At 62.5% G+C, this 26104-nt stretch carries 26 protein-coding genes; 11 read left to right on the forward strand and 15 right to left on the reverse strand.

Annotated features, from left to right (window positions below):
- Nucleotides 1–29: 29 nt before the first annotated feature.
- Both HX898_RS03065 and HX898_RS03070 read left to right on the forward strand, forming a co-directional pair.
- A complete protein-coding gene (locus HX898_RS03065; RefSeq protein ID WP_168311637.1) occupies nt 30–812 on the forward strand; it encodes an alpha/beta hydrolase in 783 nt (260 codons plus the stop codon).
- Nucleotides 813–983: 171 nt separating this feature from the next.
- Complete coding sequence (locus tag HX898_RS03070) at nt 984–1376, forward strand: VOC family protein (protein ID WP_138387428.1); 393 nt, start codon at nt 984–986, stop codon at nt 1374–1376.
- 60 nt (nt 1377–1436) lie between these two features.
- Here HX898_RS03070 and HX898_RS03075 read toward each other — a convergent pair whose 3' ends face one another.
- Nucleotides 1437–2783 carry an epoxide hydrolase family protein gene (locus HX898_RS03075; protein WP_180193968.1) on the reverse strand — a complete coding sequence of 449 codons (1347 nt, stop codon included), beginning with the start codon at nt 2781–2783 and terminating at the stop codon, nt 1437–1439.
- Nucleotides 2784–2997: 214 nt separating this feature from the next.
- Entirely contained in the window at nt 2998–3669 is a 672-nt protein-coding gene (locus HX898_RS03080; RefSeq protein ID WP_180193969.1) for a TetR/AcrR family transcriptional regulator, read from the reverse strand.
- A 93-nt stretch (nt 3670–3762) separates the two neighbouring features.
- Between HX898_RS03080 and HX898_RS03085 the strand changes: the two genes are divergently transcribed.
- The 4 genes from HX898_RS03085 to HX898_RS03100 all read left to right on the forward strand — a co-directional run bounded on the left by HX898_RS03085 (nt 3763) and on the right by HX898_RS03100 (nt 6853).
- Nucleotides 3763–4359, forward strand: a complete 597-nt coding sequence (locus HX898_RS03085) for an NAD(P)H-dependent oxidoreductase (RefSeq protein ID WP_180193970.1) — start codon at nt 3763–3765, stop codon at nt 4357–4359.
- 81 nt (nt 4360–4440) lie between these two features.
- Nucleotides 4441–5400 carry an acetylxylan esterase gene (locus HX898_RS03090; RefSeq protein ID WP_180193971.1) on the forward strand — a complete coding sequence of 320 codons (960 nt, stop codon included), beginning with the start codon at nt 4441–4443 and terminating at the stop codon, nt 5398–5400.
- A complete protein-coding gene (locus HX898_RS03095; RefSeq protein WP_180193972.1) occupies nt 5397–6125 on the forward strand; it encodes an alpha/beta hydrolase-fold protein in 729 nt (242 codons plus the stop codon). The genes HX898_RS03090 and HX898_RS03095 overlap by 4 nt, the downstream gene beginning before the upstream one ends.
- Nucleotides 6126–6382: 257 nt before the next feature.
- On the forward strand, nt 6383–6853 hold the full coding sequence (locus tag HX898_RS03100) for a hypothetical protein (protein WP_180193973.1): 471 nt from the start codon (nt 6383–6385) through the stop codon (nt 6851–6853).
- A 102-nt stretch (nt 6854–6955) separates the two neighbouring features.
- On the opposite strand, the gene HX898_RS03105 is transcribed toward HX898_RS03100, so the two are convergent.
- The 13 genes from HX898_RS03105 to HX898_RS03165 form a co-directional block, all read right to left on the reverse strand.
- On the reverse strand, nt 6956–7957 hold the full coding sequence (locus HX898_RS03105; RefSeq protein WP_180193974.1) for a dihydroxyacetone kinase subunit DhaK: 1002 nt from the start codon (nt 7955–7957) through the stop codon (nt 6956–6958).
- Between the two features lie 61 nt (nt 7958–8018).
- Nucleotides 8019–8429 (reverse strand): hypothetical protein, encoded by a 411-nt coding sequence (locus HX898_RS03110; protein ID WP_180193975.1) that lies wholly within the window; start codon nt 8427–8429, stop codon nt 8019–8021.
- Between the two features lies 1 nt (nt 8430).
- Nucleotides 8431–10029, reverse strand: a complete 1599-nt coding sequence (locus HX898_RS03115) for a putative PEP-binding protein (RefSeq protein ID WP_180193976.1) — start codon at nt 10027–10029, stop codon at nt 8431–8433.
- Nucleotides 10013–10357, reverse strand: a complete 345-nt coding sequence (locus HX898_RS03120) for an HPr family phosphocarrier protein (RefSeq protein ID WP_017994418.1) — start codon at nt 10355–10357, stop codon at nt 10013–10015. Before HX898_RS03120 ends, HX898_RS03115 begins: the two co-directional genes overlap by 17 nt.
- Nucleotides 10357–10755, reverse strand: coding sequence for a dihydroxyacetone kinase phosphoryl donor subunit DhaM (gene dhaM / locus HX898_RS03125; RefSeq protein WP_180193977.1), 399 nt, complete (start codon nt 10753–10755; stop codon nt 10357–10359). The genes HX898_RS03120 and dhaM overlap by 1 nt, the downstream gene beginning before the upstream one ends.
- A complete protein-coding gene (gene dhaL / locus HX898_RS03130) occupies nt 10752–11372 on the reverse strand; it encodes a dihydroxyacetone kinase subunit DhaL (RefSeq protein WP_180193978.1) in 621 nt (206 codons plus the stop codon). The genes dhaM and dhaL overlap by 4 nt, the downstream gene beginning before the upstream one ends.
- Before the next feature lie 46 nt (nt 11373–11418).
- Nucleotides 11419–13059, reverse strand: a complete 1641-nt coding sequence (locus HX898_RS03135; protein WP_180193979.1) for a dihydroxyacetone kinase subunit DhaK — start codon at nt 13057–13059, stop codon at nt 11419–11421.
- Nucleotides 13060–13112: 53 nt separating this feature from the next.
- A complete protein-coding gene (locus HX898_RS03140) occupies nt 13113–14141 on the reverse strand; it encodes an ABC transporter ATP-binding protein (RefSeq protein ID WP_180193980.1) in 1029 nt (342 codons plus the stop codon).
- On the reverse strand, nt 14134–15231 hold the full coding sequence (locus HX898_RS03145) for an ABC transporter ATP-binding protein (RefSeq protein WP_180193981.1): 1098 nt from the start codon (nt 15229–15231) through the stop codon (nt 14134–14136). Before HX898_RS03145 ends, HX898_RS03140 begins: the two co-directional genes overlap by 8 nt.
- A gap of 3 nt (nt 15232–15234) precedes the next feature.
- On the reverse strand, nt 15235–15453 hold the full coding sequence (locus tag HX898_RS03150) for a hypothetical protein (RefSeq protein WP_138387434.1): 219 nt from the start codon (nt 15451–15453) through the stop codon (nt 15235–15237).
- A complete protein-coding gene (locus HX898_RS03155; protein WP_180193982.1) occupies nt 15450–16403 on the reverse strand; it encodes a carbohydrate ABC transporter permease in 954 nt (317 codons plus the stop codon). Before HX898_RS03155 ends, HX898_RS03150 begins: the two co-directional genes overlap by 4 nt.
- Nucleotides 16400–17368, reverse strand: coding sequence for a sugar ABC transporter permease (locus tag HX898_RS03160; RefSeq protein ID WP_180193983.1), 969 nt, complete (start codon nt 17366–17368; stop codon nt 16400–16402). Before HX898_RS03160 ends, HX898_RS03155 begins: the two co-directional genes overlap by 4 nt.
- 132 nt (nt 17369–17500) lie before the next feature.
- On the reverse strand, nt 17501–18826 hold the full coding sequence (locus HX898_RS03165; RefSeq protein WP_180193984.1) for an ABC transporter substrate-binding protein: 1326 nt from the start codon (nt 18824–18826) through the stop codon (nt 17501–17503).
- 677 nt (nt 18827–19503) lie between these two features.
- On the opposite strand from HX898_RS03165, the gene HX898_RS03170 reads away from it, so the two are divergent.
- The 5 genes from HX898_RS03170 to HX898_RS03190 all read left to right on the forward strand — a co-directional run bounded on the left by HX898_RS03170 (nt 19504) and on the right by HX898_RS03190 (nt 26084).
- Nucleotides 19504–20949 carry an MFS transporter gene (locus tag HX898_RS03170; protein WP_180193985.1) on the forward strand — a complete coding sequence of 482 codons (1446 nt, stop codon included), beginning with the start codon at nt 19504–19506 and terminating at the stop codon, nt 20947–20949.
- 278 nt (nt 20950–21227) lie between these two features.
- Nucleotides 21228–22292, forward strand: coding sequence for a sensor histidine kinase (locus HX898_RS03175; RefSeq protein WP_138329094.1), 1065 nt, complete (start codon nt 21228–21230; stop codon nt 22290–22292).
- 222 nt (nt 22293–22514) lie between these two features.
- A complete protein-coding gene (locus HX898_RS03180; RefSeq protein ID WP_180193986.1) occupies nt 22515–23066 on the forward strand; it encodes a DUF924 family protein in 552 nt (183 codons plus the stop codon).
- 92 nt (nt 23067–23158) lie between these two features.
- Nucleotides 23159–25705 carry a mechanosensitive ion channel family protein gene (locus tag HX898_RS03185; RefSeq protein ID WP_180193987.1) on the forward strand — a complete coding sequence of 849 codons (2547 nt, stop codon included), beginning with the start codon at nt 23159–23161 and terminating at the stop codon, nt 25703–25705.
- 112 nt (nt 25706–25817) lie between these two features.
- Nucleotides 25818–26084, forward strand: a complete 267-nt coding sequence (locus tag HX898_RS03190; protein WP_064250899.1) for a hypothetical protein — start codon at nt 25818–25820, stop codon at nt 26082–26084.
- The last annotated feature ends 20 nt before the right edge of the window (nt 26085–26104 follow it).

The following is a 26104-nucleotide window of genomic DNA, read 5'->3' on the forward strand; positions in this document are numbered from 1 at the left end:
CAATTCCTGGACGCACAAGGAACCAGATCATGATGATGAACAGACGGACTTTCTCGGCCGCCCTTGTTGCCGGCGCCGCCGCTTCTCTGCTTGCCACCCGCGGCATGGCCGCGACATCCGCTCCGGTTAAGGCGCGCAACGTCGTGCTGGCGCACGGGCTGTTTGCCGACGGCTCGTGCTGGACCGAGGTGATCGCGCGCCTGCAGGCGGCCGGGCTCAATGCCACGGCGGTGCAGAACCCGCTGACGACGCTGCCGGAGGCCGTCGCTGCCGTGAAGCGGGTGCTCGACCGGCAGGACGGCCCGACGGTTCTGGTCGGGCATTCGTTTTCCGGCATGATGGTCACCGAGGCCGGCGTGCACCCTGATGTTTCGGCGCTCGTCTATGTGGCGGCGCGGGCGCCGGATGCAGGTGAGGATTATACCGCTCTCGCCAAAACCTTCCCAACGCCACCGGCTTCGGCCGGCATCGTCTTCGACGGCGACGAGGGTCGGCTGAGCGAGGAAGCCTTCCTGCGTGATTTCGCCGGCGACCTGCCGGAGGCGAAAGCGAAAGTTCTCTATGCTGTGCAGCAGCCATTCCAAAAGGCGCTACTGACCGGCAAGACGACACAGGCCGCCTGGCGTTCGAAGCCGAGCTGGTATGCCGTCTCGACCGAGGACCGGACGATCAATCCCGATCTCGAACGCTTCATGGCCAAACGCATGGGAGCAAAGACCATTGAAATCCAGGCTAGCCATCTGTCGTTGATCTCCCACCCGGACGAGATCACAAAGCTGATCCTCGAGGCGGCGGGGCAGAATACGGACTGATGCCGAGGCCGGGAAGCGGCAGGGCCGTTCGCCGGCTGGCTTTGGTGATGGGCCATGATGCCGCGACGGTCGCGTCAAGTTTGGCCGAGGTTCGGAACAAGAGGCGGCCGGGGGTGTTAACCGAGAAGCCTCCATCGAAGTTGCAGTTCACCTCGCTTGCGAGAGACCGCTATGGCCATCCACTTTAATCATACCATCCTCTTGGCTCGCGACAGCAAGACCTCGGCAGATTTTCTGGCCGATATGTTGGGGCTGCCGGCGCCGCGGCGCTGGGGGCCGTTCTACATGGTCACGACCGACAACGACGCCAATCTCGATTATATGGATACGGAAGACGAGATCGTCCGCCAACACTACGCCTTCCTGGTCGGAGACGGTGAATTCGAGGCGATATTTAATCGAATTCGCGAGCGGAACCTGCGCTACTGGGCTGACCCCGGCCAGCGGAAGCCGAGCGAGACCAATGACCACGACAACGGGCGCGGGGTCTATTTCGAAGATCCGAACGGCCACCTGGTTGAAATCATCACGCGCGCTTATGGCAGCGGCGGCTGGAATCCGTGAGCTTGGCGCCAAGGGAGGCGACCCCGGTGCATCCCTGAGCGGCGAGGGCCGCCGCTCCTCTCATATCGGTCGGCGCAGCGGCCTGAACGCTGCTCGAAGCTCGGCGGAGAAGAGCTCCGGCTGCTCCCAGGCGGCGAAGTGGCCGCCCTTGTCGACCTTGTGGAAATAGCTAAGGTTGCGATAGGCGCGACGGGCCCATGTCTCCGGGGCCTGATAGCTCTCCCCAGGAAAGACGGTGATGGCGACCGGAAGCGCGATCTTGGAGGTCTTCTCCCCGGCCGAAAGGACGGGACTGCGCCCGCCGCCATATTCCCAGTGGATCCGGGCCGAGGAAGCGGCGCTGTTGGTCAACCAGTAAAGCGTGATGTCGTCGAGCACCTCGTCGGGAGACTTTTCGGGATCGCTGCTGTCGTAGGTCCAGTGCGTGAAGCCTGGATGACCGAGCATCCATGCCGCAAGGCCGGCCGGGGAATCCGATATGGCGTAGCCGATCGTCTGCGGCCTCGTGCCCATCATCGTGGCATAGGACCTGTTCCCCATCTTGGCTGCGGCGCTGAGGGCATCGAACGCCGCGCGTTCTTCGGTGGAGAGTCGCTGCGGGGCCGGCCCGCCCGCGGCGAGCACTGCGGCAACTTCGGGCGGCACGACAGCCGGCAGGTTGATGTGGATGCCGAGCAGACCTTGTGGCGCGAGCCGTGCCATCGCGCCGGAGACCGGCGAGCCCCAGTCGCCGCCCTGGGCGACGTAGCTGCTGTAAGCGAGGCGCTTCATCAATTCCGCCCAGGCCTGCGCGATGCGGTCCGGCCCCCAGCCGGTGCCGGTCGGCTTGCCGGAGAAGCCGTAGCCCGGCATCGAAGGAATGACCACGTCGAACGCATCTTCGGCGCGTCCGCCATGAGCGGTCGGATCGGTGAGCGGGCCGATGATCTTGAGGTTCTCGAATACCGATCCCGGCCAGCCATGGGTGATGATGACGGGCAGAGCATTCGGATGTTTCGAGCGGACGTGAATGAAGTGGATGTCTAGGCCGTCGATCTCGGTGATGAATTGCGGCAGCGCGTTCAGCTTCGCTTCCGCCTTACGCCAGTCGTAGCTGGTGCCCCAATAATCGACGAGCGGCTTGATCTTTTCGAGCTGTATGCCCTGCGACTGGTCGTCGACCGTCTCGCGTTCGGGCCAGCGTGTTGCCAGCACGCGCCGGCGAAGGTCGAGGAGGTCCGCCTCGGGAGTGTCGACGCGAAACGGGCGGATCGCATCTCCCGTGGCAGCCGATGCCGGATAGGACGGAAACAGGCTGGTCGCGCCCACCGCGGCGATCCCGATCGCCGCGGTGGTCAGGAACCTGCGCCGGTCGCGGTTCAGGGATTCGGAGCCGGCACTTGTGAGCATTTTGAAGAGCATGGTCATGGCATTGTCTCCTTTGAAGCCGACGCCTTGGGCAAGACTTCGATGAGTTCGGCCGTCGTCAGAATAGCATGGGCGTAGGTCGGGCCGTTCAGCTTGTGCGCAGCATTCATCATTTGGTGCGAGAAGGCGGCCGTCGCGTCGCTCACCAGGTCCCGAAATAACCGAGTTCCATGGCGAAGCGGGCGGTGGATTCGATACAGGTATTCCCGCCGGATCATCTCGATGCGAGGCCGGCCGTATCGCGCAGGTGATCGGGATGCGTGCCGCCGCCCATACTTCTCGCCACCATCGCGACGATGGTTTCGAAGAGTTCGTTCTTTGCCTCGACAGCGGTGATGTCGCCCGACGCGGCGGCATAGGAGAGGGCTTCGGCGGCGCCGAGCATGGCCCAGAGGCCGGCTGCGGCGATCGTGCCGGCACCGGTAAAGGGCGAAAGCGCGATGCGGCATTTCTCGATGAAGGCCGCTTCGTATTCGCGCTTGATCCTTTCGAGTTCCGGCGAGCCGGCAAGTGCTGCGATCACACCGGGGATTTCGCGGCCCTGAAGAAGCACGCAGTCGACATAGGAGGTGGCGATGACTGCGGCCCGGTCGGCGAGCGACGGCTGGCTTGCCGCAAGGGCTGCGTCCATCACAGCCGTCTGGCGGGCGTCGAATTCGCGGTAGAGCGCTGCGAGCAGGCCGGGGCGGGTTTCGAAATGATCATAGACCACGGGTTTCGTTACGCCGGCCCGCTCGGAAAGCCGGCCGAGGGTCAGCGCTTCCGTTCCCTCGTCACGGGCGATCTGCCAAGCGACGTCGAGCAACTGGCGATGCCGATCCTGCCGCGACAGGCGGCGGCGCGGCTGCGGATCGGTCGGCTGACCGGTTGTTTCGGCGCTTGACATGACTATATACCAAAAGTAACTTACTGAAAGTAGCTTACCAAAAGTATACAGCCTGTGCCTTTCATCCGCAATCATTCAGCAGGAGTTTTCGCCATGCACGCGCTCATCGTCGTCGCGCATCCCGATCCCCGGTCGCTCACCCACGGCGTTGCCGCCCACCTTGCCGAGGGTGTCGCGCTTGCCAATGCCGGCCATTCCCTGGAGATCGCCGATCTCGCGGCCGAGGGCTTCGATCCCCGGTTCAGCGCTGCGGATCTCGGCCTGCATCTGAGGGACGAGGCGGTGCCGGCCGATGTCGCCGCCGAGCAGGCGAGGATCGACCGCGCCGATGCGCTGGTGCTCGTCTATCCCGTCTACTGGTGGTCGATGCCGGGGCTGCTCAAGGGATGGATCGACCGGGTGTTCACCAATGGCTGGGCTTATGACGATCGCTCGGGTACCGGGGTGGCGAAGCTGCTCGGCCGTCTGCCGGTGCATCTGGTCGGGCTTGGCGGCGCCGATGTCGGGACCAATGCGCGGCACGGCTATTTCGACGCCATGAAGACGCAGATCGATCACGGCATCTTCAACTATTGCGGCGCCCCCGTAGTGACATCCGAGCTGCTGCTCGAAGCTGGGCCGGACAACGTGGCCGCTCATCTCAAGGCGGCGCGCGCCATCGGCTGCGGGCTTTTTGGTTCGCGGCAATAGAGGGCTGTCCGGCCGCGCCGTTTTGCGGGTCGGCGCGGGCAGAGTCTTGCGCCACCGGCCTTTTCACGAGAAAAGCCTTGGATGAGCATTCCCAAGACACATCCCTTCGATTTCGACCCCACCTACGGCATGCATCTCGCGGAGCTTCTCGCGGTCGAGCCGCCCGAGGCGGCTGCGGGTTTCGACGATTTCTGGAAGGCGCGTTATCTCAAGGCGCTGGCGGTCGATCCGCAGCCGGTGCTGCGCCGGAGCAAGATCACCCATCCCGACTGGCACGTGCTCGATCTCGTCTATATCTCGACCGGTTCATTCAGGATCGGCGGCTGGCTCATCCTGCCGCGTCGGGGGGAGGTGCGGCGCGGCCTCGTCGTCGGGCATGGTTATGGCGGGCGGGATCGGCCTGAATTCGATCTGCCGGTCAAGGAAACGGCAGTGCTTTTTCCCTGCTGCCGCGGGCTGTCGCTTAGCGCTCGTCCGCCGATCTCGCAGAATCCGTCCTGGCATGTGCTCCACGATATCGACAAGCCGAAATCCTATATCATCGGCGGCTGCGTCGAGGATATCTGGCTCGCGGTTTCGACGCTTGTTGCGCTCTATCCCTGGCTTTCGGAGCATATCGGTTATAGCGGCATCAGCTTCGGCGGCGGTGTCGGGGCGATGGCGATCGCTTACGACCAGCGCATCGATCGCGGTCATCTGGCGCTGCCGAGCTTCGGGGATCAGCCGCTGCGGCTGACCTTGCCGACAGTCGGCAGCGCGCAATCGGTGCAGGAGTATCATAAGAAACACGCAGATGTGCTCGAGACGCTTCGGCTCTACGATGCGGCAACGGCCGCTTCGCGGATCAAGGTGCCGATGCTGGTTGCTGTTGCGCTGTTCGATCCTTCGGTGGCGCCGCCCTGCCAGTTTGCTGTCGCGAATGCGATACCAAAATTTAATGAAATCTTCATCCTGGATGCAGGGCATTTCGACTATCCTGGCAGCGCTGAGCAAGAAGCGGTTCTCCGCGCCAAGGTGGGACAGTTTTTCAGGGTGCCATGAACCGCGAATATCTGCGCTGGTACAGTCAGCGGCTGCATCGAGACATGGAGATGCTGGTGTTCGGCCATGCCGGCGCCAAGGTTTTGGTTTTCCCGACGCGGGAAGGGCGCTTCTTCGAATATGAGCAGCTCGGCCTGGTCGGAAGCCTTGCCGACAAGCTGCAGGCCGGGCAACTTCAACTCTATTGCATCGAGGGCCTGGCGGCCGAGACCTTCTATGGCTTTCACCGTCACCCTGCCGAGCGCATCCGCCGGCATGGCGCCCTTGAGGATTATATCCTACACGAAGTGCTGCCGCTGATGGCGGCGAAGAACCAGCATGATTGCACCATCGTGCATGGCTGCAGCCTCGGCGCATTCCAGGCGGCGAGCCTGTTCTTTCGCCATCCGCATCTCTTCCGCAAGCTCGTCGCCTTTTCCGGCCGCTACGACCTGACGATGAGGGTAGAATCCTTCGGCGACCTGTTCGACGGCTATTACGACGACAGCATCTACTTCCACACGCCGGCGCATTTTCTTCCAGGGCTCGGCAGCGACTGGCGGCTAGACAGGCTGCGCGAGAGCGACATCGTTCTCACCATCGGCGACGCCGACCCGTTCCTCGACAACAACCGCTATCTCAGCCGGCTGCTTGGTGAAAAGAATATCGGCCATCAGCTGCATGTCTGGGACGGACGCGCCCACCGCGCCGGCGCCTGGCGGAAGATGGCGCCGCTTTACATCTGACGTCCTCGGGATGCGTTCATATGTAATCCAAACTCGCCGAAGTGTAAGCGCCACCTATGAATGTCGTAGTTTTTATGTGCGTCGGCCTTTGAAGCATTGACATTTGCAAAGAGTAATTCAAACGTAAAACGTTTTTGGCGATCGAAATGCACGCAGAGGATTAGTATTCTGGTTGTTGTTTAACAGCCGCATCAGACTTGTTCTGCAAATGATGATGAATTTACTCGGCTTAAGATTGAATATTGGGGGGTATAAGTTTGTTTGTCGGTCGCCCTCGTCTTTACGGGCTTATTTTCGCTGCACTGGTATTTTTGCCGGGATTTAAAGCGACTGCGGCAGGCCTGACTTGTCACCAAAACATTGAAGGTTCAAGCCTTCCCACTCCTCCCTCTGGTTTTCTTGGGTTCTTCTGGAGTTTTGAGAGCGACGTTATTGCCGCCTTTCCACTTACTACGCCTGCTAGCTGGCTTTCATCTTGGATGGATCAGGAGAGCTTTAGCTCGTTGTCTTACGGTCCCTTCGATACAGCTACTATCGACGAAGATGATGAGATCCGAAGATCCTCTGAGCGGGTAGCCGCTGCGAAGAAAATAAATAGTAGATTTAAAGAGATTCGGACTTGGTGTGGGGTGTCGTACTTCTCTGTAGCTTGGAATTCCGATGGATGTGGAAACCTAACTGAGGTTTTCGCTGACGAAAAAATATGTGTAATGGATATTCTTCCGTAGGGGACAACCAATGGGCTCGCTACAAATAGGCGTTAATAATTTGATTCTGGGTTTCGGCCACGCATTTGTCGAGATCGAAACGAGTAACGGCCGCAGGCAGATTCACGGAATGCCGCCCCAATGTAATGCGGCCGTCGCCACAGGGGCGTCCCATAGCGCGATTTCCTCGTCGGTCAGCAGGGCAAGCGTGACCGACAGTCCCTGCATGTCGAGCGAGGTGACGTAGGTTCCAACAAGCGAGCGTTCGATCGGGATGGCTTTCTCCTCGATGAAGCGGCGGGCGCTGTTATAGGCGAGATAGAGTTCGGCGGGTGGGGTTCCGCCGAGGCCGTTGACGAAGAGCAGTGCCTTGCCGCCCGGCGTCATCGCGATGTCGCCGGCGATGGTCTGGCAGAGATGATCGATGATGGCGTCCGAGGCGGCGAAAGGCTGCCTGGCATGGCCGGGCTCGCCATGGATGCCGACGCCTATTTCCATTTCGTCGGGTCCGAGCGAAAACGTCGTGCGCTCGGTCTGCGGCACTGTCACGCCGTTCAGCGCGACACCCATGGAGCGGATGCGTGTGTTCAGTCCCTCGCCAAGCTGCTTCAACGCGGCAAGCGGCATGCCGCGTTCGGCGGCAGCACCGAGGATCTTTTCGACGATCAGCGTTCCGGCGACACCGCGCCGGCCGCGGCCTTCGCCTGTTCTCGACGTTTCGATATCGTCGCTGACGACGACCATGTCGAGGCTGTGGCGGTCGCCGGCCATCTCGATCGCCATTTCGAAATTCATCAGGTCGCCGTCGTAATTCTTGACCACGAGCAGGCAGCCGGCGCCGGTATCGGCCTCTTCGATGGCGGCAATGATCTGGCTCGGTGTCGGCGAGGTGAAGATATAGCCGACGCAGGCGGCATCCAGCATGCCGTGGCCAACGAAGCCGATATGCATCGGCTCATGACCGGCGCCGCCGCCTGATATAAGCGCCACCTTGCCAGGGGTAAGATGGCGGCGGCGGATGCACTTGCGCTCGGGCCCGAACACCACGAAGGCCTCATGGGCGCGCACGAAGCCTTCGACGCTTTCGGCGACCATGGTTTCCGCAGTGTTCATGAACTTCTTCATCAAGCCCCTCCCAAGGTCAAGGGCATTACGTTACGTCAATTTGCTCACTACTCACTACTCACTACTCGCTCGCCCCTGAAATCGCGACGATCTTCTGCACCAGATCGGAGATCGCCTCTTCCAATAGGCGGTTTTTCCTGTCGTCACCGAAGTCCGGCACCATCAGCGACAGGTGCCGCAATTTCTCGGAATGGCCGAGATCCGGCAGCTTGCCGGGATGGGCGGCCTGATAGGCTTCGAGAAAGCGCTCCTGTTCGGCGGCGTTGAAATGACAGACGCGGACGATCGTCGCGAGATGGCGCGCCGGCAGCGGCGTTGCATAGGTCGGGCTGGTGATCTGGGTGACGAAGCTGCGATGTTTTCCAAGCGCCGTCGCCAGGCGCTGGCGTGTGCCCGATGGCCTGTTGTCGATGATCTGCGCCAGAATGGACTTGTAGGCGATAATGGCGTCTTCGGTGTCTTCGCGCGCCATTCTATTCTCCGGCTGCCCTTGTGCCATCGGCGTTGAGGCCGATGATCGCCGATCTTATCGCGGGACGCCGGGCCGGCGCCACGGAAAAATGCCGGAGGCCGGCGGCGAGCAGCCCGGGCAGATAGCTCGGATTGCCGGCCATGTCGCCGCAGATGCTGACGGGCTTGCCGACGGTCAGCTTCACCGCCTGGGCAATCAGCCGGAGTACGGCGGGTGCCGCCTTGCCGGCATCGGCATCGATGTCGTCGCGGGTCGATGCGGCGAGATATTGCGCGAGATCGTTGGTTCCGAACGAGAAGAACGCGGCAGATCCAAAAGTGTCGAGCATCAATGCGGCTGCCGGCACCTCCACCATCATGCCGATCGGCGGCATCCGGTGGAGCAGGGAACGGCGGCCGAGCTTTTCGGCTTCCTCGCGGAATATTTCGCGCATCCTGTCGATCTCGTCGGGAAAGGTCACCATCGGCAGCATCACCGAAAGCCTGCCGAAGACGGCGGCGCGCAGCAGGGCGCGGGCCTGGACGCGGGCGATTTCCGGCCGGGCAAGCAGCAGCCGGATGCCGCGCAGGCCTGGGGAGAGAGCCGGCAGATCTTCGAGGCCGGCGAGCGGCTTGTCGCCGCCGATATCGAGCATGCGGATCGTTACTGGCCTGTCGCCCGCTTGTTCCAGCACGCGGCGATAGATTGCAAGCTGCCGTTCCTCGTTGGCGGCATCGGCGAGCGAGGTGATCGAAAATTCCGAGCGCATCAGGCCGACGCCTGCCACTGCCAGATCGAGCGCATCGATCTCGGCGGGATCGTTGATGTTGATGGAGAGCAGGATCGGCACGCCGTCCGCCGTGCGCAGCTCGCCGCTGGCGATTTGCATATCGCCGGTAGGTGCTTGTGCAGGTGCCAGCGGCGGGATCAGCATACCGCCTGCCTTCAGGATGACCGCACCGGCGTTGCCATCCACGCTGAGGGGATCTCCGTCCACGGCGGAAAAGCGGCCGGTGCCGACCACCATCGGCACGGATTTCGCCCGGGCGAGCAGGGCGACGTGGCCGGCGGTGCTGCCTGCGAACAGCGCGATGCCGCCGCCTTTCGACCAGTCATGGGCGAGAAAACGGCTCGGCTCCATGTCCTTGCCGACGAAGACCGAACCGGGCGGGAAATCGGCGATCGGGGTGCCGGCGAGCGCCCCGAGCACGCGGTTCTTGATGTCGAGAATATCGACGGCGCGTGCCCGCATCTGCTCCTCGTCGGCCGCTTCGAGTTCGCCGATATAGGCGTCGAGGGTGGCGACCCAGGCAAAGACGACGTTCTGGTCCTCTTCCATGCGCGCGCCGGTCGCTTCCGCGATGGTCGGATCGCGCAGCACCTCGATCTGGAAATCGATGATATCGCGGCTTTCGGCATCGGCTCCATCGGCGAGGTGCTCGAGCTGGCCGATCGAGATGTCGATCGCCTTCTCCAGCGCGCTGTATCCACCGATGGCTCGAGACGCAGGGGCGGCGTCCGGCCGCTCTGCGGAAGGAGCCTTAGGCTCCGCGAGAAAGGCCGGGCCGGATGCGATGCCCGGAGATGCGCTCTTGGCTTTCAGTCTAAGCGGTTCGGCCATGTTTCTTTTCCTCATCGAAGTTGCGCTCGATGAGTTCCTTCAGTGCGCGGATCGCCTCTTCGGCGAGAATGCCGTCGGCGCGGATCCTGAGGATCGAACCTTTACGGATTCTCGCGCCCATGATCTTGATGATGCTCTTGCCGTTCAGCCAGACATCGCTGCCGTTGACGGCGATCTCGATCGAACAGGGGAAGGACTTGGCAAGCCGCGTGAAGGTGACGGAGGGGCGGGCGTGCAGCCCGACGCCGTGCTTGACTTCCACCTCCGTCTGGCAGTTCACGTGCAATGGATCGGGCTCCTGTTTTTCACTACGCAATCCTGTTGTCATCAGGGGGACAGTTCCTCGGCTGTGGCGACGACCTTGGCCAACGACGCGCCCCCCGACGCTTCGGCAGCGGCGATGACGGCGCCTTCGACCAAAGGCGCGTTGCAGATGGAGACGAGGGCCGAGCGGGGAAGCCCCAGCATTTCGATCGCCATCTCACTGTTGGTTTCGGCGCCGCCGAGATCGACGAAGACGGCGACGCCGGCATCGGACCAGGCAGCCTCGATCGCTCTCAGGATGCCGCCGGCATCAGTGCCGAGCTCGCCATGGACGTTGCCGCCCGACCAGGCGAGCGGCACGCTGTCGCCCACCATCTGCCGGACCATATCAGCGATGCCCCGCGCCGCCAGCGGCGAGTGGGAGACGATCACAATACCCACATTTGCGGTCTTTCCATTCATTGCGGACGATGCTCCCCGAGATAGCGGCAGATCGCCGTGGTCAGAAGCGCGCAGCTCGACGCGCCGGGATCGACATGGCCGATCGAGCGGTCGCCGAGATAGGCTGCGCGCCCACGCATCGCCTTCATCTCAGCCGTTCTGTTGGCGGAGCGTTCGGCCTTGCGGGCGACGTCACCGAGTGGAGACCGCTTCGCCAACGCGGCATGGACGGGATAGAGCACGTCGAGCAGGGTCTTGTCGCCAGCATGAGCCCGCCCGCGTTTCGCCACGGCGTCGATCGCCTGTTTCAGCACCAGGGAAAAATCGGTCTTTTCTTCGCTCTTGCGAAGCTCGCGGCCGATCTCCATCAGCAACGTGCCGTAGAGCGGGCCGGCCGCGCCGCCGACATTCATCACCAGCGTCAGGCCGATCTTTTCCATGGCGTCGGGAAAGGGCAGGCTGGACAGGCTTTCGCCTTCGGCGCTCACCGCCTCGCAGCCGCGCCGCATGTTGGTTCCGTGATCGCCATCGCCGATGGCGCGATCGAGCGCGCAGAGATGATCTGTGTTTGCCGCGATCGTCGCGCGGCACACCTCGATCAATCCTGCCACAAGCACCGGTTCCGCCTGCACTGCCATCCTCCCTGTCGCCGCGCCTCCCGCGGGCTTTTGAATTTCACGCCGGTCAGGCGAGGCTTGCCGCCACGCCGAACGCGCCAGCAACCGCCACGGCGCCGGGATCCGCAACGCCCGCCAGATCCCTTTCGCCTACATAGGAGGCACGTCCGGCTCTCGCCTTCAACATCGTCTTCGTCGACTCCGCACCCGCTGCCGCAGCCCTTGCCGCAGCGGCGATATCGCCGGATGCGAGCGCCTGCAGGGCAGGCGAGAGCGCATCGACCATCGTCCGGTCGCCGACTGCGGCTCCGCCATAGAACGTCATCCTGTCGAGCCCGGCAAGAAGGGCGGCGGCGATTTCGGCCTTGTCAGCCATCGCCTTTGCTGCGGCGGTGAAGAAGATCGACAGCAGTACGCCGCTCGATCCGCCCATGCTGGTGCCGAGGATGTCGCCGAGCGAGGCAAGCGTTGCCGCCGGCCGGTCGAGCGGCAGCGTGTCGAGACGGGCCAGCACGCTGCGGGCGCCCGTCGCCACCGTCGAGCCGGTATCGCCATCGCCGACGCGGCCGTCCAGCCGGTTCAGTTCGCTTTCCTCCGAGATCAGATGCTCGCAGAGCGCCGTGATCAGGCGACGGTTGTCGCTGTTCTCCCCGGCCACCGTCGCGCCGTTCAAACCGGCCGCCGTTCTCGGTGCGGCGATGATCCTGATCTCGTGGCGTTCGACGGCCGGCATCCAGGCATGCGGTTCGACCGCCGCCGTCAGCGCCGCCTCGCGAACGGCGTCCAGCCGGATCAGCGACAGCGAGAAGCCGTTCATGTTGAGTGCCGTCATCATCGGCGCCGGGCCGATGATCAGACGGATGCGATCGGCAAGCTGCGAGGACAATACAGCATTGGCGATGACGGTCATTTCGAGCGGCGGCACGGCGCCGAGATTGTTGATGAGGAGGCAGTGGCTTGCCCCTTCGCGAAGCGCAGGCGATAGGCGCGCCACCATAGTGGCAACAATATCGGTGACCGGCTGCAGCGTGATGCGCTCGACGCCGGGCTCGCCATGGATGCCGAGGCCGAGTTCGCCTTCGTTCTCGCCGAGACGGTCCTCATGGGCTTGGCCGGGCACGCTGCAAGTGGAAAGCGACATGCCGAGCGAGACGATTTCGCCGGCCGCAGCCGCGGCATGGGCTGCGACCGTCTTCAGGTCCTCGCCCCTTTCGGCGTGATAGCCCGATATCTTGTGGACGAACAGCGTGCCGGCGACGCCGCGCGGCTGGTTGATGCCGGGAATGGCGATGTCGTCGGCGACGATGACCATCTCGACGTCGAAGCCTTCGGCGCGCGCCTTTTCGGCGGCGAGGCCGAAATTCAGCCGGTCGCCGGTGTAGTTCTTGACGATCAGCAGGGCGCCCTTCGGGCCGGTCACGGCGCGGATCGCCGTCAGCACGGCATCGACGCTCGGCGAGGCGAAGATTTCGCCGGAGACGGCCGCCGTCAGCATGCCCTTACCGACGAAGCCGGCATGGGAGGGCTCATGGCCGGCGCCGCCGCCGGAGATGATCGCCACCTTCGACTTGTCCCAGTCCGCGCGCAGGATCACCTTGATGTCGGGAAAGCTGTCGAGGCGGGCAAGACGACCGTTGCTGCTCGTCATAAGCAGACCGTCCAGAGCTTCGGTGACGATGTTTTCCCTGCGGTTGAAAAAGTGTTTCATCGATTGAGACCCGTCTGTTTGTTTTTCATGCCATCGCCATGTTTGTTTGCCGGTCAAGACAGGCGCTGTCCAGCCGCATCGAAATAAAGCGGATCACGCAGCGTCAGGCTGATTCGGTCGCCCGGCGCAATCGCCAGATATGGATCCGCAAGTGTGACGAGCTTGTGTTCCCGCGCGGCCTGCCTGGGATCGCGGACCCTGATGTGCAGATGGTTCTGGTCGCCGAGATGTTCGATCCAGTCGATCTCGGCATTGGCATCCTTGCCGACGATGATGTCGAGATGCTCGGTGCGGGCGCCGACCGTCTTCGTGCCGGCAGGCGGCTGGCCGCCAGGCAGCAGGTCCGCCGGCAGAAGGTTGATATGCGGCTGGCCGAGGCGGGCGGCGACGTGCAGGTTGGCGGGATTGCCGTAGATTTCGCGCGGTGTTCCAACCTGCATCAGCCGTCCCTCGGCAACGATGCCGATGCGATCGGCCATGGTCATGGCTTCCACCTGGTCGTGGGTGACATAGAGCAAAGTCGAGCCGAGTTCCTTCTGGATGCGTTTCAGCTCGAGGCGTAGTTCGGCGCGCAGCTTGGCGTCGAGCGAGGACAGCGGCTCGTCCATCAGGTAGATCGCCGGCTTGCGCACCAGCGCCCGGCCGATCGCGACACGCTGCATCTCGCCGCCGGAAAGCCTGGTCGAGCGGTTCTCCAGCTTATGGTCGATCCGGACCATGCGCGCGACTTCGCGCACGCGCCGATCGATCTCCGCCGCACTCAGCTTGCGGATCGGCGCCTTTAGCGGGAAGGCGAGGTTCTCGTAAACAGTCATATGCGGATAGAGCGAATATTGCTGGAAGACGAAGGCGACGTCGCGTTCGGCAGGCGCCTCAGTGGCGACATTGCGGCCGCCGATCTCGATGCCGCCGCTATCGGGCTTTTCGAGGCCGGCGATCAGCCGCAGCGTCGTGGTCTTGCCGGCGCCTGTGGGACCGAGCAGCACGACGAACTCGCCGTCGCGGATCGAAAGGTCGAGGTCGGCCAAAGCCTGGGTGTCGCCGAAGCGCTTGGCGAGGTTCCTGAGGACGACATCAGCCATGCCGGGTCTCCTGATAGAGCTGGGATGGCACCGCACGGCCCGATGTGCAGTCGAAGAGCGCGAGTTTCGCCGGGTTGAATTCGAGGCCGACCCTTTCGCCGATCTGGAAGCTGCGATTGGCGGGAACGCGGGCCTTGATCAGCCCACCCTGGGTTTCCACAGCCACGACCTGGTTGGTGCCGAGATATTCGCTGCCATAGACGGCGCCGCGCAGCGCCGAGGCGTCGCTGAAGCGGATATGCTCCGGCCGCACGCCGAGCGCCAGTTCGCTCTCGGCCATGTCCTGGTGGATCTCGGGAACAGCGACATCGACGCCGTCGAGCAGGATGGAGCGATCGCCGCTTTTCAGGCCGGAGGTGAAGCGCATGAAGTTCATCGGCGGCGAGCCGATGAAATCGGCGACATACATGGTCGCCGGCTTGGCGTAGATCTCCTGCGGCGTACCGAATTGCTCGATGACGCCATGGTTCATGACGGCGATCTTGTCGGCCATTGCCATCGCCTCATGCTGGTCATGGGTGACGTAGACGGTGGTGGCGTGGATGCGGTTGTGCAGTTCGCGCAGCTCGTGGACCATGATCTCGCGGAACTCGGCGTCGAGCGTGCCGAGCGGCTCGTCCATCAGGAAGCACTTCGGACGCCGGACGATGGCGCGGCCGAGCGCCACGCGCTGCCGGTCGCCGCCGGCAAGGCCGGAGACCGAGCGGTTGAGAATATGGTCGATCTGCAGCAGACGCGCGGTCTCTTCGACGCGCTGACGGATTTCGGCCTTGGGCATGCCCTGCGACAGCAGCGGGAAGCCGATATTCTGGCGCACGTTCATATGCGGGTAGAGCGCGAAGAGTTGGAAGACGAAGGCGATGTCGCGGGCGCTGGCGCGGTTGAAGGTGACGTCCTCGCCGTCGAGATAGATCTTGCCGCTGCTGGGCAACTCGAGGCCGGCGATCATGCGAAGCGTCGTCGTCTTGCCGCAGCCGGAAGGTCCGAGCAGCGCCAGGAACTCGCCGTCATGGACGGTGAAGCTCGAATCCTCGACGGCGACGAAACTGCCGAATTCCTTGCGGAGATTTTCGATCCGGATGTCCGCCATGGTTCACTCCGGGAATTTCGAGACGATGATGAACATGACCGTGCCTATGAGCAGAGTGACCAGCGAATAGGTGTAGAGCAGCAGCAGGAAGGGCTGGAACAGCATCAGGAAGCCGAGCCCGATCAGCACGGTAGCGATGGCCTCCATCGGACCACGGCGCAGGAAGAAGGGCCGTTTCGGACGGGCAGGGGTGCGGGTGCGTGTTTCTATCAGATGGCTCATTTGCGGACAGCTCCGAAGGTGATGCCGCGCAGCAGCTGCTTGCGCAGGAGAATGGTGAAGACGAGGATCGGGATCAGGAAGATCGTCGTGCCGGCGGCAACTGCCGGCCAGTCCTGTCCGCCTTCGCCGATGATCGTCGGGATGAAGGGCGGCGCGGTCTGGGCCTCACCCGAGGTCAGCAGGGCGGCGAAGGCATATTCGTTCCAGGCAAAGATCAAGCAGAAGATCGCCGTTGCGGCAATGCCGGTCGTTGCCTGCGGCAGCACGACCTTGCGGAAGGCCTGCAGTCTCGTATAGCCGTCGATCATCGCCGCTTCCTCGTATTCGCGCGGGATCTCCTCGATGAAACCCTTGAGCAGCCAGACGGCGAGCGAGACGTTGACGGCGGTGTAGAGCAGGATCATGCCGAGCGCCGTGTCCGACAGGCCGAGCTCGCGATACATCAGGTAGATCGGAATGGCGACGGCGATCGGCGGCATCATGCGCGTCGACAGGATGAAGAACATCAGGTCGTCGGCGAGTGGGATCTTGAAGCGGGAAAAGCCATAGGCGGCGAGCGTGCCGAGGAAGACCGCAAGGAAGGTGGAGCCGAAGGCGATCACCAGCGAATTGATGAAGCGCGGCAGGAAATTCGACGGGCCTGCTATCACCATGTTGCGCTTGCGCGTCACCTCATCGCAGGTGCCGACCGGCGCCGGCAGCGAGGCGATATAGTCGGGTGTCTGCCGGGTGCGCGTCGTGAACAGGTTGCAATAGCCTTCGAGCGATGGTGAAAAGACGATCTTCGGGGGATAGCTGATCGAATCCGGCGGCGACTTGATGCTGGTCAGGAAGATCCAGACGAGCGGGATGAGGGTGATCAGCGCATAAAGAACGACGATGGTGCCGGCGATGCGCTTGCTGGTGAGGCTCGGTACGACGACCGAATGGGCGGAGTTGGCGGCGCTCATCGTTGCTTCACCTTGTTCAATGCCTTGACGTAGATGTTGGCGAGGCCGAACACCGCGACGAAGAGGATGATGGCGAAGGCCGAGGCCCGGCCAGTCGCCCAGCTTTCGAAGGCGGCGCGCTTCAGCGTGATCGAGGCGACCTCTGTGACCGAGCCCGGACCGCCGCCGGTGAGCAGCGTCACCATGTCGAACATCTTGAAATTCTCGATGCCGCGGAAGAGCACGGCGAGCATGATGAAGGGCAGGGCCATCGGCACGGTGATCGACCAGAACTGGCGCCATGGCGAAGCGCGGTCGACCTCGGCCGCCTCATAGATATAGTCGGGGATCGAGCGCAGGCCGGCGAGGCAGATCAGCATCACATAGGGCGTCCACATCCAGGTATCGACGATGATGATTGCCCAGGGCGCCAGCGTAACGTTGCCGAGCATCTGGATATCGGAGGTCGGAATGCCTGTGACCATCGACACGGCATAGGCGAAGAGGCCGATCTGTGGCTCGTAGAGGAAGCGCCAGAAATTGCCGACCACGGCGGGCGACAGCATCATCGGGATCAGGATGATCGTCGTCCAGAAGGCATGGCCGCGAAACTTGCGGTCGATCAGGTAAGCGAGCGTGAAGCCGATCACCGTCTGCAGCACGATCGTCCAGAAGACGAAATGCGCGGTGGTCTGCATTGCCTGCCAGATGTCGGGGTCGTTGAGAACGCGCTGGTAGTTTCCAAAGCCGACGCCCAGGACCGGCGCATTCGGCCGGTTGGCGCGGTAGTTGGTGAAGGAGAGATAGACCGCCCAAAGCAGCGGAAAGATGTTGATCGCCAAGAGAAGGGTGATGGCAGGCGCAATGAACAGCCAGGCGATTGCCCTGTCGGAGAGGCCGCGGACGCGCCGGGCGACCGAGGAGGGCGTTGCCCTTGCTGTCGCATCGGCTGCCTTCTCGACGATGGAGGATTGGGAAATAGTCAAGTTTTCACCTGGTCGTTTCGGGGCACGGGGTCTTTTAGGATATGAGAGATCTGGCGGCCCGGCTCGTCTGCCGATCCGGGCCGCCAACCTGGTGAGGATGGCGCAGAGGGATGCCGCCGGTCCCGTCGGGCACTAGATCTTGCCGTCGTCCTTGAAGACGTCGCTCCAGTCCTTCACCAGACCGTCGAGCGCTTCCTGGGCGGTGCCGTTGCCGGCGACCACGTAGTTATGGACGCGCTTCTGCATGGCCTGCAGCAGCGAGGCGTAACTCGGCTCGGCCCAGAAGTCCTTGACGATCGCCATCGAGTCCAGGAAGGCCTGGGCATAAGGCTGGCTCTTGGCAAAGCCCGGCGCGTTGACGACGGAATTCAGGCATGAAAAGCCGCCGAGTTCCCACCATTTGGCCTGCACGTCGGGCTGTGCGAACCACTTGATGTATTGCAGGGCGGCGTCGCGCTTGTCGGAATAGGCGACCACCGAGATGCCCTGGCCGCCGAGCTGGGCGAAATGCGCCTTTTCAGCCGGATTGGGGAAGAAGCCGATCCTGTCGCCGCCGACCTTCTCGTCCTTGTAGAGGCCGGGCCAGGTGAAGGCGAAGTTCATCTGCATGGCGACCTGGCCGGATTTGAAGGCGTCGGCGGATTCGACCATGTAGACGTTGGAGCTGCCGGGCGGGGTGCAGCAATCATAGAGGGACTTGTAGAATTCGAGGCCCTTGACCGCATCGGCCGAGTTGACGAAGCCTTCCATGTCATAGGGCTTCTGCGGGTTCTCGTACTGGAAGCCCCAGTCGTAGAGCACGTTGGTCACGCCCATGGTGATGCCTTCGGAGCCGCGCTCGGTATAGATCGAGGCGCCGTAGACGGTCTTGCCGTCGATCTCGCGCTTCTGGAAGAACTCGGCGATCTGCTTCAGCTCGTCGTAGGTCTTCGGGGCTGCGAGATCCCGGCCGTACTTCTCCTTGAATTCCTTCTGCAGTTCCGGCTTTTCGAACCAGTCCTTGCGGTAGGTCCAGCCGACGACGTCGCCCATGGCAGGCAGCGCCCAGTAGTTCGGCGTGTTCTTCGGCCATTCCGAGTAACCGACGACGGTCGCCGGCACGAAGTCATCCATCTTGATGCCTTCCTTGTCGAAGAAGTCGTTGAGCTTGACGTAGTGGCCGTTCTCGGCCGAGCCGCCGATCCACTGGCTGTCGCCGATGATGAGGTCGCAGAGCTTGCCATGGGAATTCAGCTCGTTGAGGAAGCGGTCGGCGTAACTCGTCCAGGGAACGAATTCGAACTTCATCTGCGTGCCGGTCTTGGCGGTGAAATCCTTCGACAGCTCGACGAGCGCATTGGCGGGGTCCCATGCGGCCCAGCACAGCGTCAGTTCATCGGCTTTGGCGAGATTGGGCAATGCCGACGACATGACGAATGCCGTGGCCAGCCCGAAAAGGGCTTTCGATGTTTTCTGCATAAGTTCCTCCCAGAACCAAGGGCCGGCTCCCCGCCGGCGTCGCATGTTCACCCACTTCAGAGAATGCTCACATGAACTCCTCAATCATCATGTTTAGCAATATGTTTAGTGATATCAATTTTTATAAACATTGCAAGCGCCAATCGTTGCTGCAATGCGACAGGTGTTGCACCACATGGGTGGATAGTTTGGGGCGATCTTTTTTTGGCGGATCGCGAAAAAATCTTTGGCGAGCGTACCGATGCAGCGACATCTGGCCTCGTTGCGACATCGATCGCACGGTATGGACTGCACGCCGCTCCTGTTTTTCCCCGGAGCGGTTCAAGCTTGGCCTCGCTTCGGTGGGGCCTTTTTCTTGAATCCTTTCTTGGGTCGACGCCGCTAGAACAGGATGATTTTAGGCCGGGTCGGCCTAAAATCATCCTGTTCCACGTTGTATAGTTAGAGCATGATGTCGTCCGAAAACCGCTCACACTTTTCGGCATCATGCTCTAGGTATCGGGCCGTATCGGGAATATTCCTGCGTAGTGCGAGATTTAGCCTTTCCGGCCGGATGCAACGGGCGTATTCAGCCAGTGCGCGGCTTTCCATGTCCGCGCTCCTCCGCGCGGCAGATCTCCGATCGGCTTCCTTCCCGTTTTCCTGCCGCGTCATCCTGAATTTTCATTGGCAGATCGATGACCACGGCAGAGACGAGCGAGAATGGGCAAGAGGCGGCAAGCGGCCGCCAGGCGAAGATCGTGGCACTGGTCGTTGCCGTTTCCTTCTTCATGCAGATCCTCGACGGCACGATCGTCACCACCTCGCTGCCGCAGATGGCGGCAAGCTTTAACGTGCAGCCGGTGTCGATGAGCATCGGCATCACCGTCTATATGCTGACGATGGCCGCCTTCATTCCGCTGTCGGGCTGGCTCGGCGATCGGTTCGGCGCGCGCCGCATCTTCTTGATGTCGATCGCCGTCTTCACCGGCGCCTCGCTGTTCTGCGGGCTGTCCGGCAGCCTTGCGGAATTCGTGCTGTGGCGCGCCGTCCAGGGCGCAGGCAGTGCACTGATGACGCCGGTCGGGCGCATCATCGTGCTGAAGAATGCCCGCAAGTCCGAACTCGTCCAGGCGATTGCGCTGATCACCTGGCCGGCGCTGACAGCGCCGGTGATCGGCCCGGTGCTCGGCGGCTTTATCACCACCTATGCCAGCTGGCACTGGAACTTCCTCATCAATATCCCGATCGGCATTCTCGGAATCGCACTGGTGCTGCGTTTCGTGCCGGAGCAGCGCGAGACCAATCCCGGCCGGCTGGATCTCGTGGGTTTTGTGTTGAGCGCTGCCGGGCTGACCTTCCTGCTCGCCGCCCTCGAACTCTCGGTCAAATGGGACGGCGGGCTTTTGCCCATTATATCAATGCTGGCGGCGGGCATCGTGCTGTCAGTCATGGCGACGCGGCATTTCCTCGCCGTCGACAATCCGCTGCTCGATCTTTCAGCCTTCCGCATCCAGACCTTCTCGATGTCGACTTTGTCGGCGGGCACGGCCTGCCGAATGGCGATCAATGCGACGCCGTTCCTGCTGCCTTTGCTGTTCCAGCTCGGCTTCGGCCTGAGTTCGATTGCCGCCGGCACCTATCTGCTCGTCTATTTCCTCGGCAATTTCAGCATGAAGGCGGTGACGACGCCGCTGCTGCGCTTCTTCGGCTTTCGCACAGTGCTTGGGGTCAATGGGCTGATCGCAGCATTTTCGATCGTCGGCTGCGGTTTCCTCTCGCCGGCGACGCCGCTGTTTTTCATCCATGCGCTGCTTTTTCTCGCCGGCCTGTCGCGGTCGATGGAATTCACCGCGCTGAACACGCTGGCTTTCGCCGATATCGGCCCGGCGCAGCGAAGCTCGGCCTCGACGCTGTCGAGCATGCTGCAGCAGGTATCGATGCTGCTCGGCGTGGCAGTGGCGGCGGCCGTGCTCAACATTGCCTCGGCTTTCAGGGGCGCCGACAATCCTGTCCTTGCCGATTTCCGCTGGGCTTTCATCGTGGTCGGCGTGATCGGCGTCGTCTCGTCTCTGCGCTTCCTGCAATTGCCGGCGGAGGCGGGAGCCGAAGTTTCAGGCCATCGGAAATTCCAGAAAAATTAGCTTATCCGCGGAACCAATCGGGCCGCTCGGCGTTCATGCATCTCATTTCAGGTTTTTCGTTTCCCCATCTCCTTCAACGACTTCCACAGGGATCCTCCCCAGGCCAGGGTCATGTCTGAAAATGCCGGCTTCCCGACATCCTCCTTCTGCGCCGCCTGCGACAAGAGCGAGGGATAACCGCTGTTTACCCCAGGCCGCCAATGCAATACGACATTGCCATGCGGACGACTCGGACGCTTGCGGGCGGTCGTCGCTGCGAGAAAACGCCGGGAGACCGAATGAGCAATTCTAGCGGCGATGCGGATGCCCTGATCCACATCCTCTATATCGACGACGACGAGGGGCTCGCCCTACTGATGCAGAAAAACCTGCGCCGGCGCGGCTTTTCGGTCGAGTGGGCCGAGAGCGGCGCTGCCGGCCTTGCAAGACTGGGCGAAGGCGGTATCGACGCCGTCGTGCTCGATCATGTCCTGGCGGGCGAAACCGGCCTCGACATTCTGCCCTGCATCACGGCGATGCCGGATCATCCGCCGGTCATCTATGCGACGGGTTCGGACGATACCAGCATCGCGGTCGCGGCGCTGAAGGCCGGCGCCGACGACTACATGCTCAAAGGGATCTCACCCGACTATTTCGACCTGCTCGCCGCCGCCCTTGAACAGGCGCTGGAACGAGCGCGTTTTCGCCGCGAGACGGCGCAGGCGCAGGAGGTGATCCGCCAGCAGCGCGACCTTGCCGAAATGCTGCTCACCGAAGTCAATCACCGCATCGCCAACAGCCTCGGCCTCGTCGGCGCGCTGATCCGCATGCAATCCTCGATGACCACGGATCAGGTTGCGATCGACGCGCTGCACGAAACGCAGATGCGGATTAACGCCATCGCCAGCGTGCACCGCCGGCTCTATACCAATCGCCAGGTCGGCTCGGTACAGGTCGATGAATATCTGAACAGCCTGCTCACCGAACTCGAAACCTCGATGCGCGACGACAAGCGGCCGCACCGGATCGTCCTCACCGCGCAGCCGGTCAATCTGGCGACCGACAAGGTGATCACGCTCGGGCTGATCGTCAGCGAGCTCGTCACCAATGCCTTTAAATATGCCTATCCGGACAACGTGCCGGGCGAGATCCGCGTCATCGTCGACCAGACGGATGGGGCATTGCGTGTCATCGTCGAGGATGACGGCGCCGGTTTCGACCCGTCGAGCCCGGCCAGGGGAACCGGCCTTGGTACACGCATCCTGACGGCGATGGCCGCCAGCCTGAAATCGGATTTCGCCTATGATCCCGGCCACGACGGAACCAAGGCGACGCTGGTGTTTTCGTTGCATGAGGGGAAGTAGGGGATTTTCCCGTCCGGCACTGAGTTTGCCGCCCCCTCATCCGCCTGCCGGCACCTTCCCGCTGGGTAGAAGGGGGAATGAGGCGCCGCCGCAAGTCTCTTCTCCCCTCGGGGAGAAGGTGCCGGCAGGCGGATGAAAGGGCGCAAGGAACGGAATTTATCCTATCTCTACAATAGTTTACCGACAAAACATCATCATTCCTAACGCTAGGGAAGAGGAAACATGGCGACGATCCGCACACCACGCGAAGTGTATGATTTCTGGTTCGTGAGATGCGGCCGGGAGCTGTGGTTCCGCTCGACGCCGGAACTCGACGTGGAGATCCGCGAAGGCTTCCGCGATACCCATCTGGCTCTTGCGGCCGGTGTTGGCGCCGAATGGCGGGGGGATGCGGAGAGCCGGCTGGCGGCTGTGATCGTCCTCGACCAGTTTCCTCGCAACATCTATCGCGGCACTGCGCTTGCCGTCGCGACCGATGGTCTGGCGCTTCGGGAAGCCAAGCTCGCGCTTGCATCGGGCGCCGATCAGGCGGTCGAGGCCGCATGCCGTACCTTTTTCTACATGCCGTTCGAACATGCCGAGGACCTTGGGGAGCAGGAGCGATCGGTGGAACTGTTCGACGCCCTCGGCGATGCGGAATATCTCGATTATGCGATCCGCCACCGCGACGTGATCGCCGCCTACGGCCGCTTTCCGCACCGCAATGCCATGCTCGGACGCGAGTCGACGGCTGAGGAATGCGACTATCTCTCCCGGCCCAATGCCGGTTTCTAAGGGTTTCCAGGGAGCTTCCGCCTTTCTGTCGCCTTTCTTTACTAAGACAAGCTGGCATTCTATTCCGACGACAACCTTTCCCGGAGGCGCTTTTGCGGCTGAGACCGATTCTGCTTCGCACCATTCTTCTGCTGACGCTGGCGGTCGCCGGCGCGCATTTCAAGGGTGCTGCGGCCTTCGCACAGGAGCCGCAGGCACCGGCGGCGGCGCAGGCGGCGGCGCAGGCGCCGCTCGCCGATATGCCGTTCGACCAAGCGACAAAGGAAATCGACAAGGCGAAGGTCCAGCTGACGGCGCTTCAGGACGGCGTCAAGCAGAATGCCGACAATGACGATGCCCTGGTCGGGCTTGCGACCAAGGCCGACGAGCTCAGTCGCGCCGTCATCACCATATCGGTCAATCTGAGGCCGCGTTTCGACCAGATCAAGAACCGGCTTGCCGAGATCGGCGATCCGCCGAAGGACGGGCAGCCGCCTGAAGCCGAGATCGTCACCCAAGAGCGCAACGCGCTCGCCGCCGAACGCGCGCAGATCAACGCGCTGACGGGCGATGCCGAAAACCTCTCGATCACGGTGACGAAGCTCGTCAACGAGATCACCGAGATGCGGCGGCGGCTGTTTGCCGATACGCTGCTCAGACGCACCGAGATTTCGGTCTCGGTGCTCGACGATGCCGGCAGCGCCTTCGTGCACGAGGCCAGCGAATTCACGCAGGCTCTGTCGAGCTGGGCCACCTTCGTCTGGAAATTTAAGCGTTTCCCAATGTTTGCCGCGATCTTCCTGTCGCTCGCCTCGGCGCTGATCCTACTCTCCGGCAGTTACCGGCTGTTCGGCTCCTACCTGCGCCGCGACGAGGCTGTCGAGAATCCGTCCTATATCGGCCGGCTGTCGATCGCCTTCTGGTCGACGTTGATCCGCACGCTGGCGCTCTCGGTGCTGCTCGTTACTTCGTTCTTTTTCCTTAACGGGTTCAATGTGCTGAGGCCCGATATCGCGCCTGTCATCGGCGCCCTGTTCGGGGCGATCGGGCTTGTCTATTTCGTCGGCCGCTTCGTCAACGCCATCTTCGCGCCGCGCGAACCGCGCTGGCGGCTCGTGCGGCTTTCCAATCTCGGCGCGCGCTCGATCGGCTACTGCCTGCTGGCGATGGCGATCGTCAACGCGCTCGATTACCTCTTCGGCACGATCGGCGAGGCGATGGGCTCGCCGCTGGTCTTGACCGTGGTCAGAAGCCTGATTGCTGCGCTGATCATCGGCCTGATCCTGATCGCGGTCTCCTTCGGCAGACCGATGCTGGCGAAGAACGGCGATCCCGATGCGCCGGGACGGCATTGGCCTCGCGGCATGGCGATCATCCTGCGGGTCGTCGGCGCCGGCCTCATCCTCACAGCGCTCACGGGTTATGTCGGGCTCGCGCGCTTCGCCGCCACGCAGCTCATCATCACCGGCGCGCTGGTCGCCACCATGTATGTCGGCCTGCTCTCCGGCAAGGCGATATCAAGGCAGGAAAGCTTCGGCGATACCTTCTTCGCAAGCTTCCTGACGCGTCGCTTCAAGCTCGGGCCGGTGGCGATCGATCAGGCTGGCCTGCTCGTCGGCCTTGCCATCTATGCGGTGGCGCTTCTCGTCGGCATCCCGCTGATCCTGCTGCTCTGGGGCTTCCATGTGCAGGATCTGCAGATTCTTGCCTATCGGCTGTTCACCGAGGTCAGGCTCGGCGGTATCAGCATCTCGCTGCTCGGCATCTGCACCGGCATTCTCTTGTTTGCCGGCGTCTACCTGCTGACGCGCTGGCTGCAGCGCTGGCTCGATGGCAATGTGATGGCCAGAAGCCATGTCGATCTTGGCGTGCGCAATTCGGTCAAGACGGGCATCGGCTATCTCGGCGTCGGCATAGCAGCGATCATCGGCGTTTCGGCGGCCGGCATCGACCTGTCGAGCTTCGCGCTCGTCGCTTCCGCACTTTCGGTCGGTATCGGTTTCGGTCTGCAGAACATCGTCTCCAACTTCGTCTCCGGCCTGATCCTGCTCGTCGAACGGCCGTTCAAGGTCGGCGACCATGTCGTTTCCGGCACCGCCGAAGGTATCGTCAAACGCATTTCGGTGCGCGCCACCGAGATCGAGACCTTCCGCAAGCAGTCGATCATCGTGCCGAATTCTGATTTGATCAACGGCCTCGTCGGCAACTGGACGCACCGCAACAAGATCGGCCGCTCGGAAATCCCGGTTTCCGTCGCCTACAACGCCGATCCGCAGCAGGTGATGGACATCCTGCTGGAACTGACGGCCAAGATACCGCTCGTCATGCGCAATCCGGAGCCGCATGTCGAATTCCTGCGCTTCGGCCCCTATTCGCTGGATTTCGAGCTGCGTTTCTTCCTCGCCGACATGGGTGACGGCATGGCGGTGCGCAACAATCTCAGGATCGAGATCCTTAAGCGCTTCAAGGCCGAGGGCATCGAGATCCCGCTGCCACAGACCGATCTTACCATCCATCGAGAGGCTCGTCCCGCGCTTGCCGATGCGGGCAGGGATCAACCCAACGAGCAGGAAAACTCGGCGGACACGCCCATGGAGGAGGAAGAGCAGCCGGTGCGGCAATTGCGCAGCAAGACGGCGGACGGCAATCGGAAAGGCTGAACGGGTCATTCAGCCATCATTCACAGCTATATGTGCATGATCTCCACTATCGGGATCGCTGCCGGGGGCAGCACCGATCGTTCGAGGGGAGGGCGCGCCAGCGCCGCCGCACATGATGGCAAGGTTTGCCGCCGTTCTGCTTATCCCGCTGCTTGCCGCACCCGCGGCTGAAGCGGCATCCATCACCAACACCGATCCAGCCGCCGTCGTGCTCGTCATCACCGAGAGCGGCCAGCGCGTCGAGGTCGTGGTCGATGCCGGCGCTTCGGAAAACCTCTGTGCTTCCGGCTGCTTCATGACAACGCCCGACGGCGACCGCATCGGACTCGACGGCGGCGAGACGATCGACATCGTCAAGGGCTCGGCCGTCGTCAAGTAGCGCCCGTCCTGATTAATGCG

Origin of the sequence: Rhizobium sp. WYCCWR 11128, assembly GCF_013416305.1 — a bacterium.
GTDB lineage: Bacteria > Pseudomonadota > Alphaproteobacteria > Rhizobiales > Rhizobiaceae > Rhizobium > Rhizobium indicum.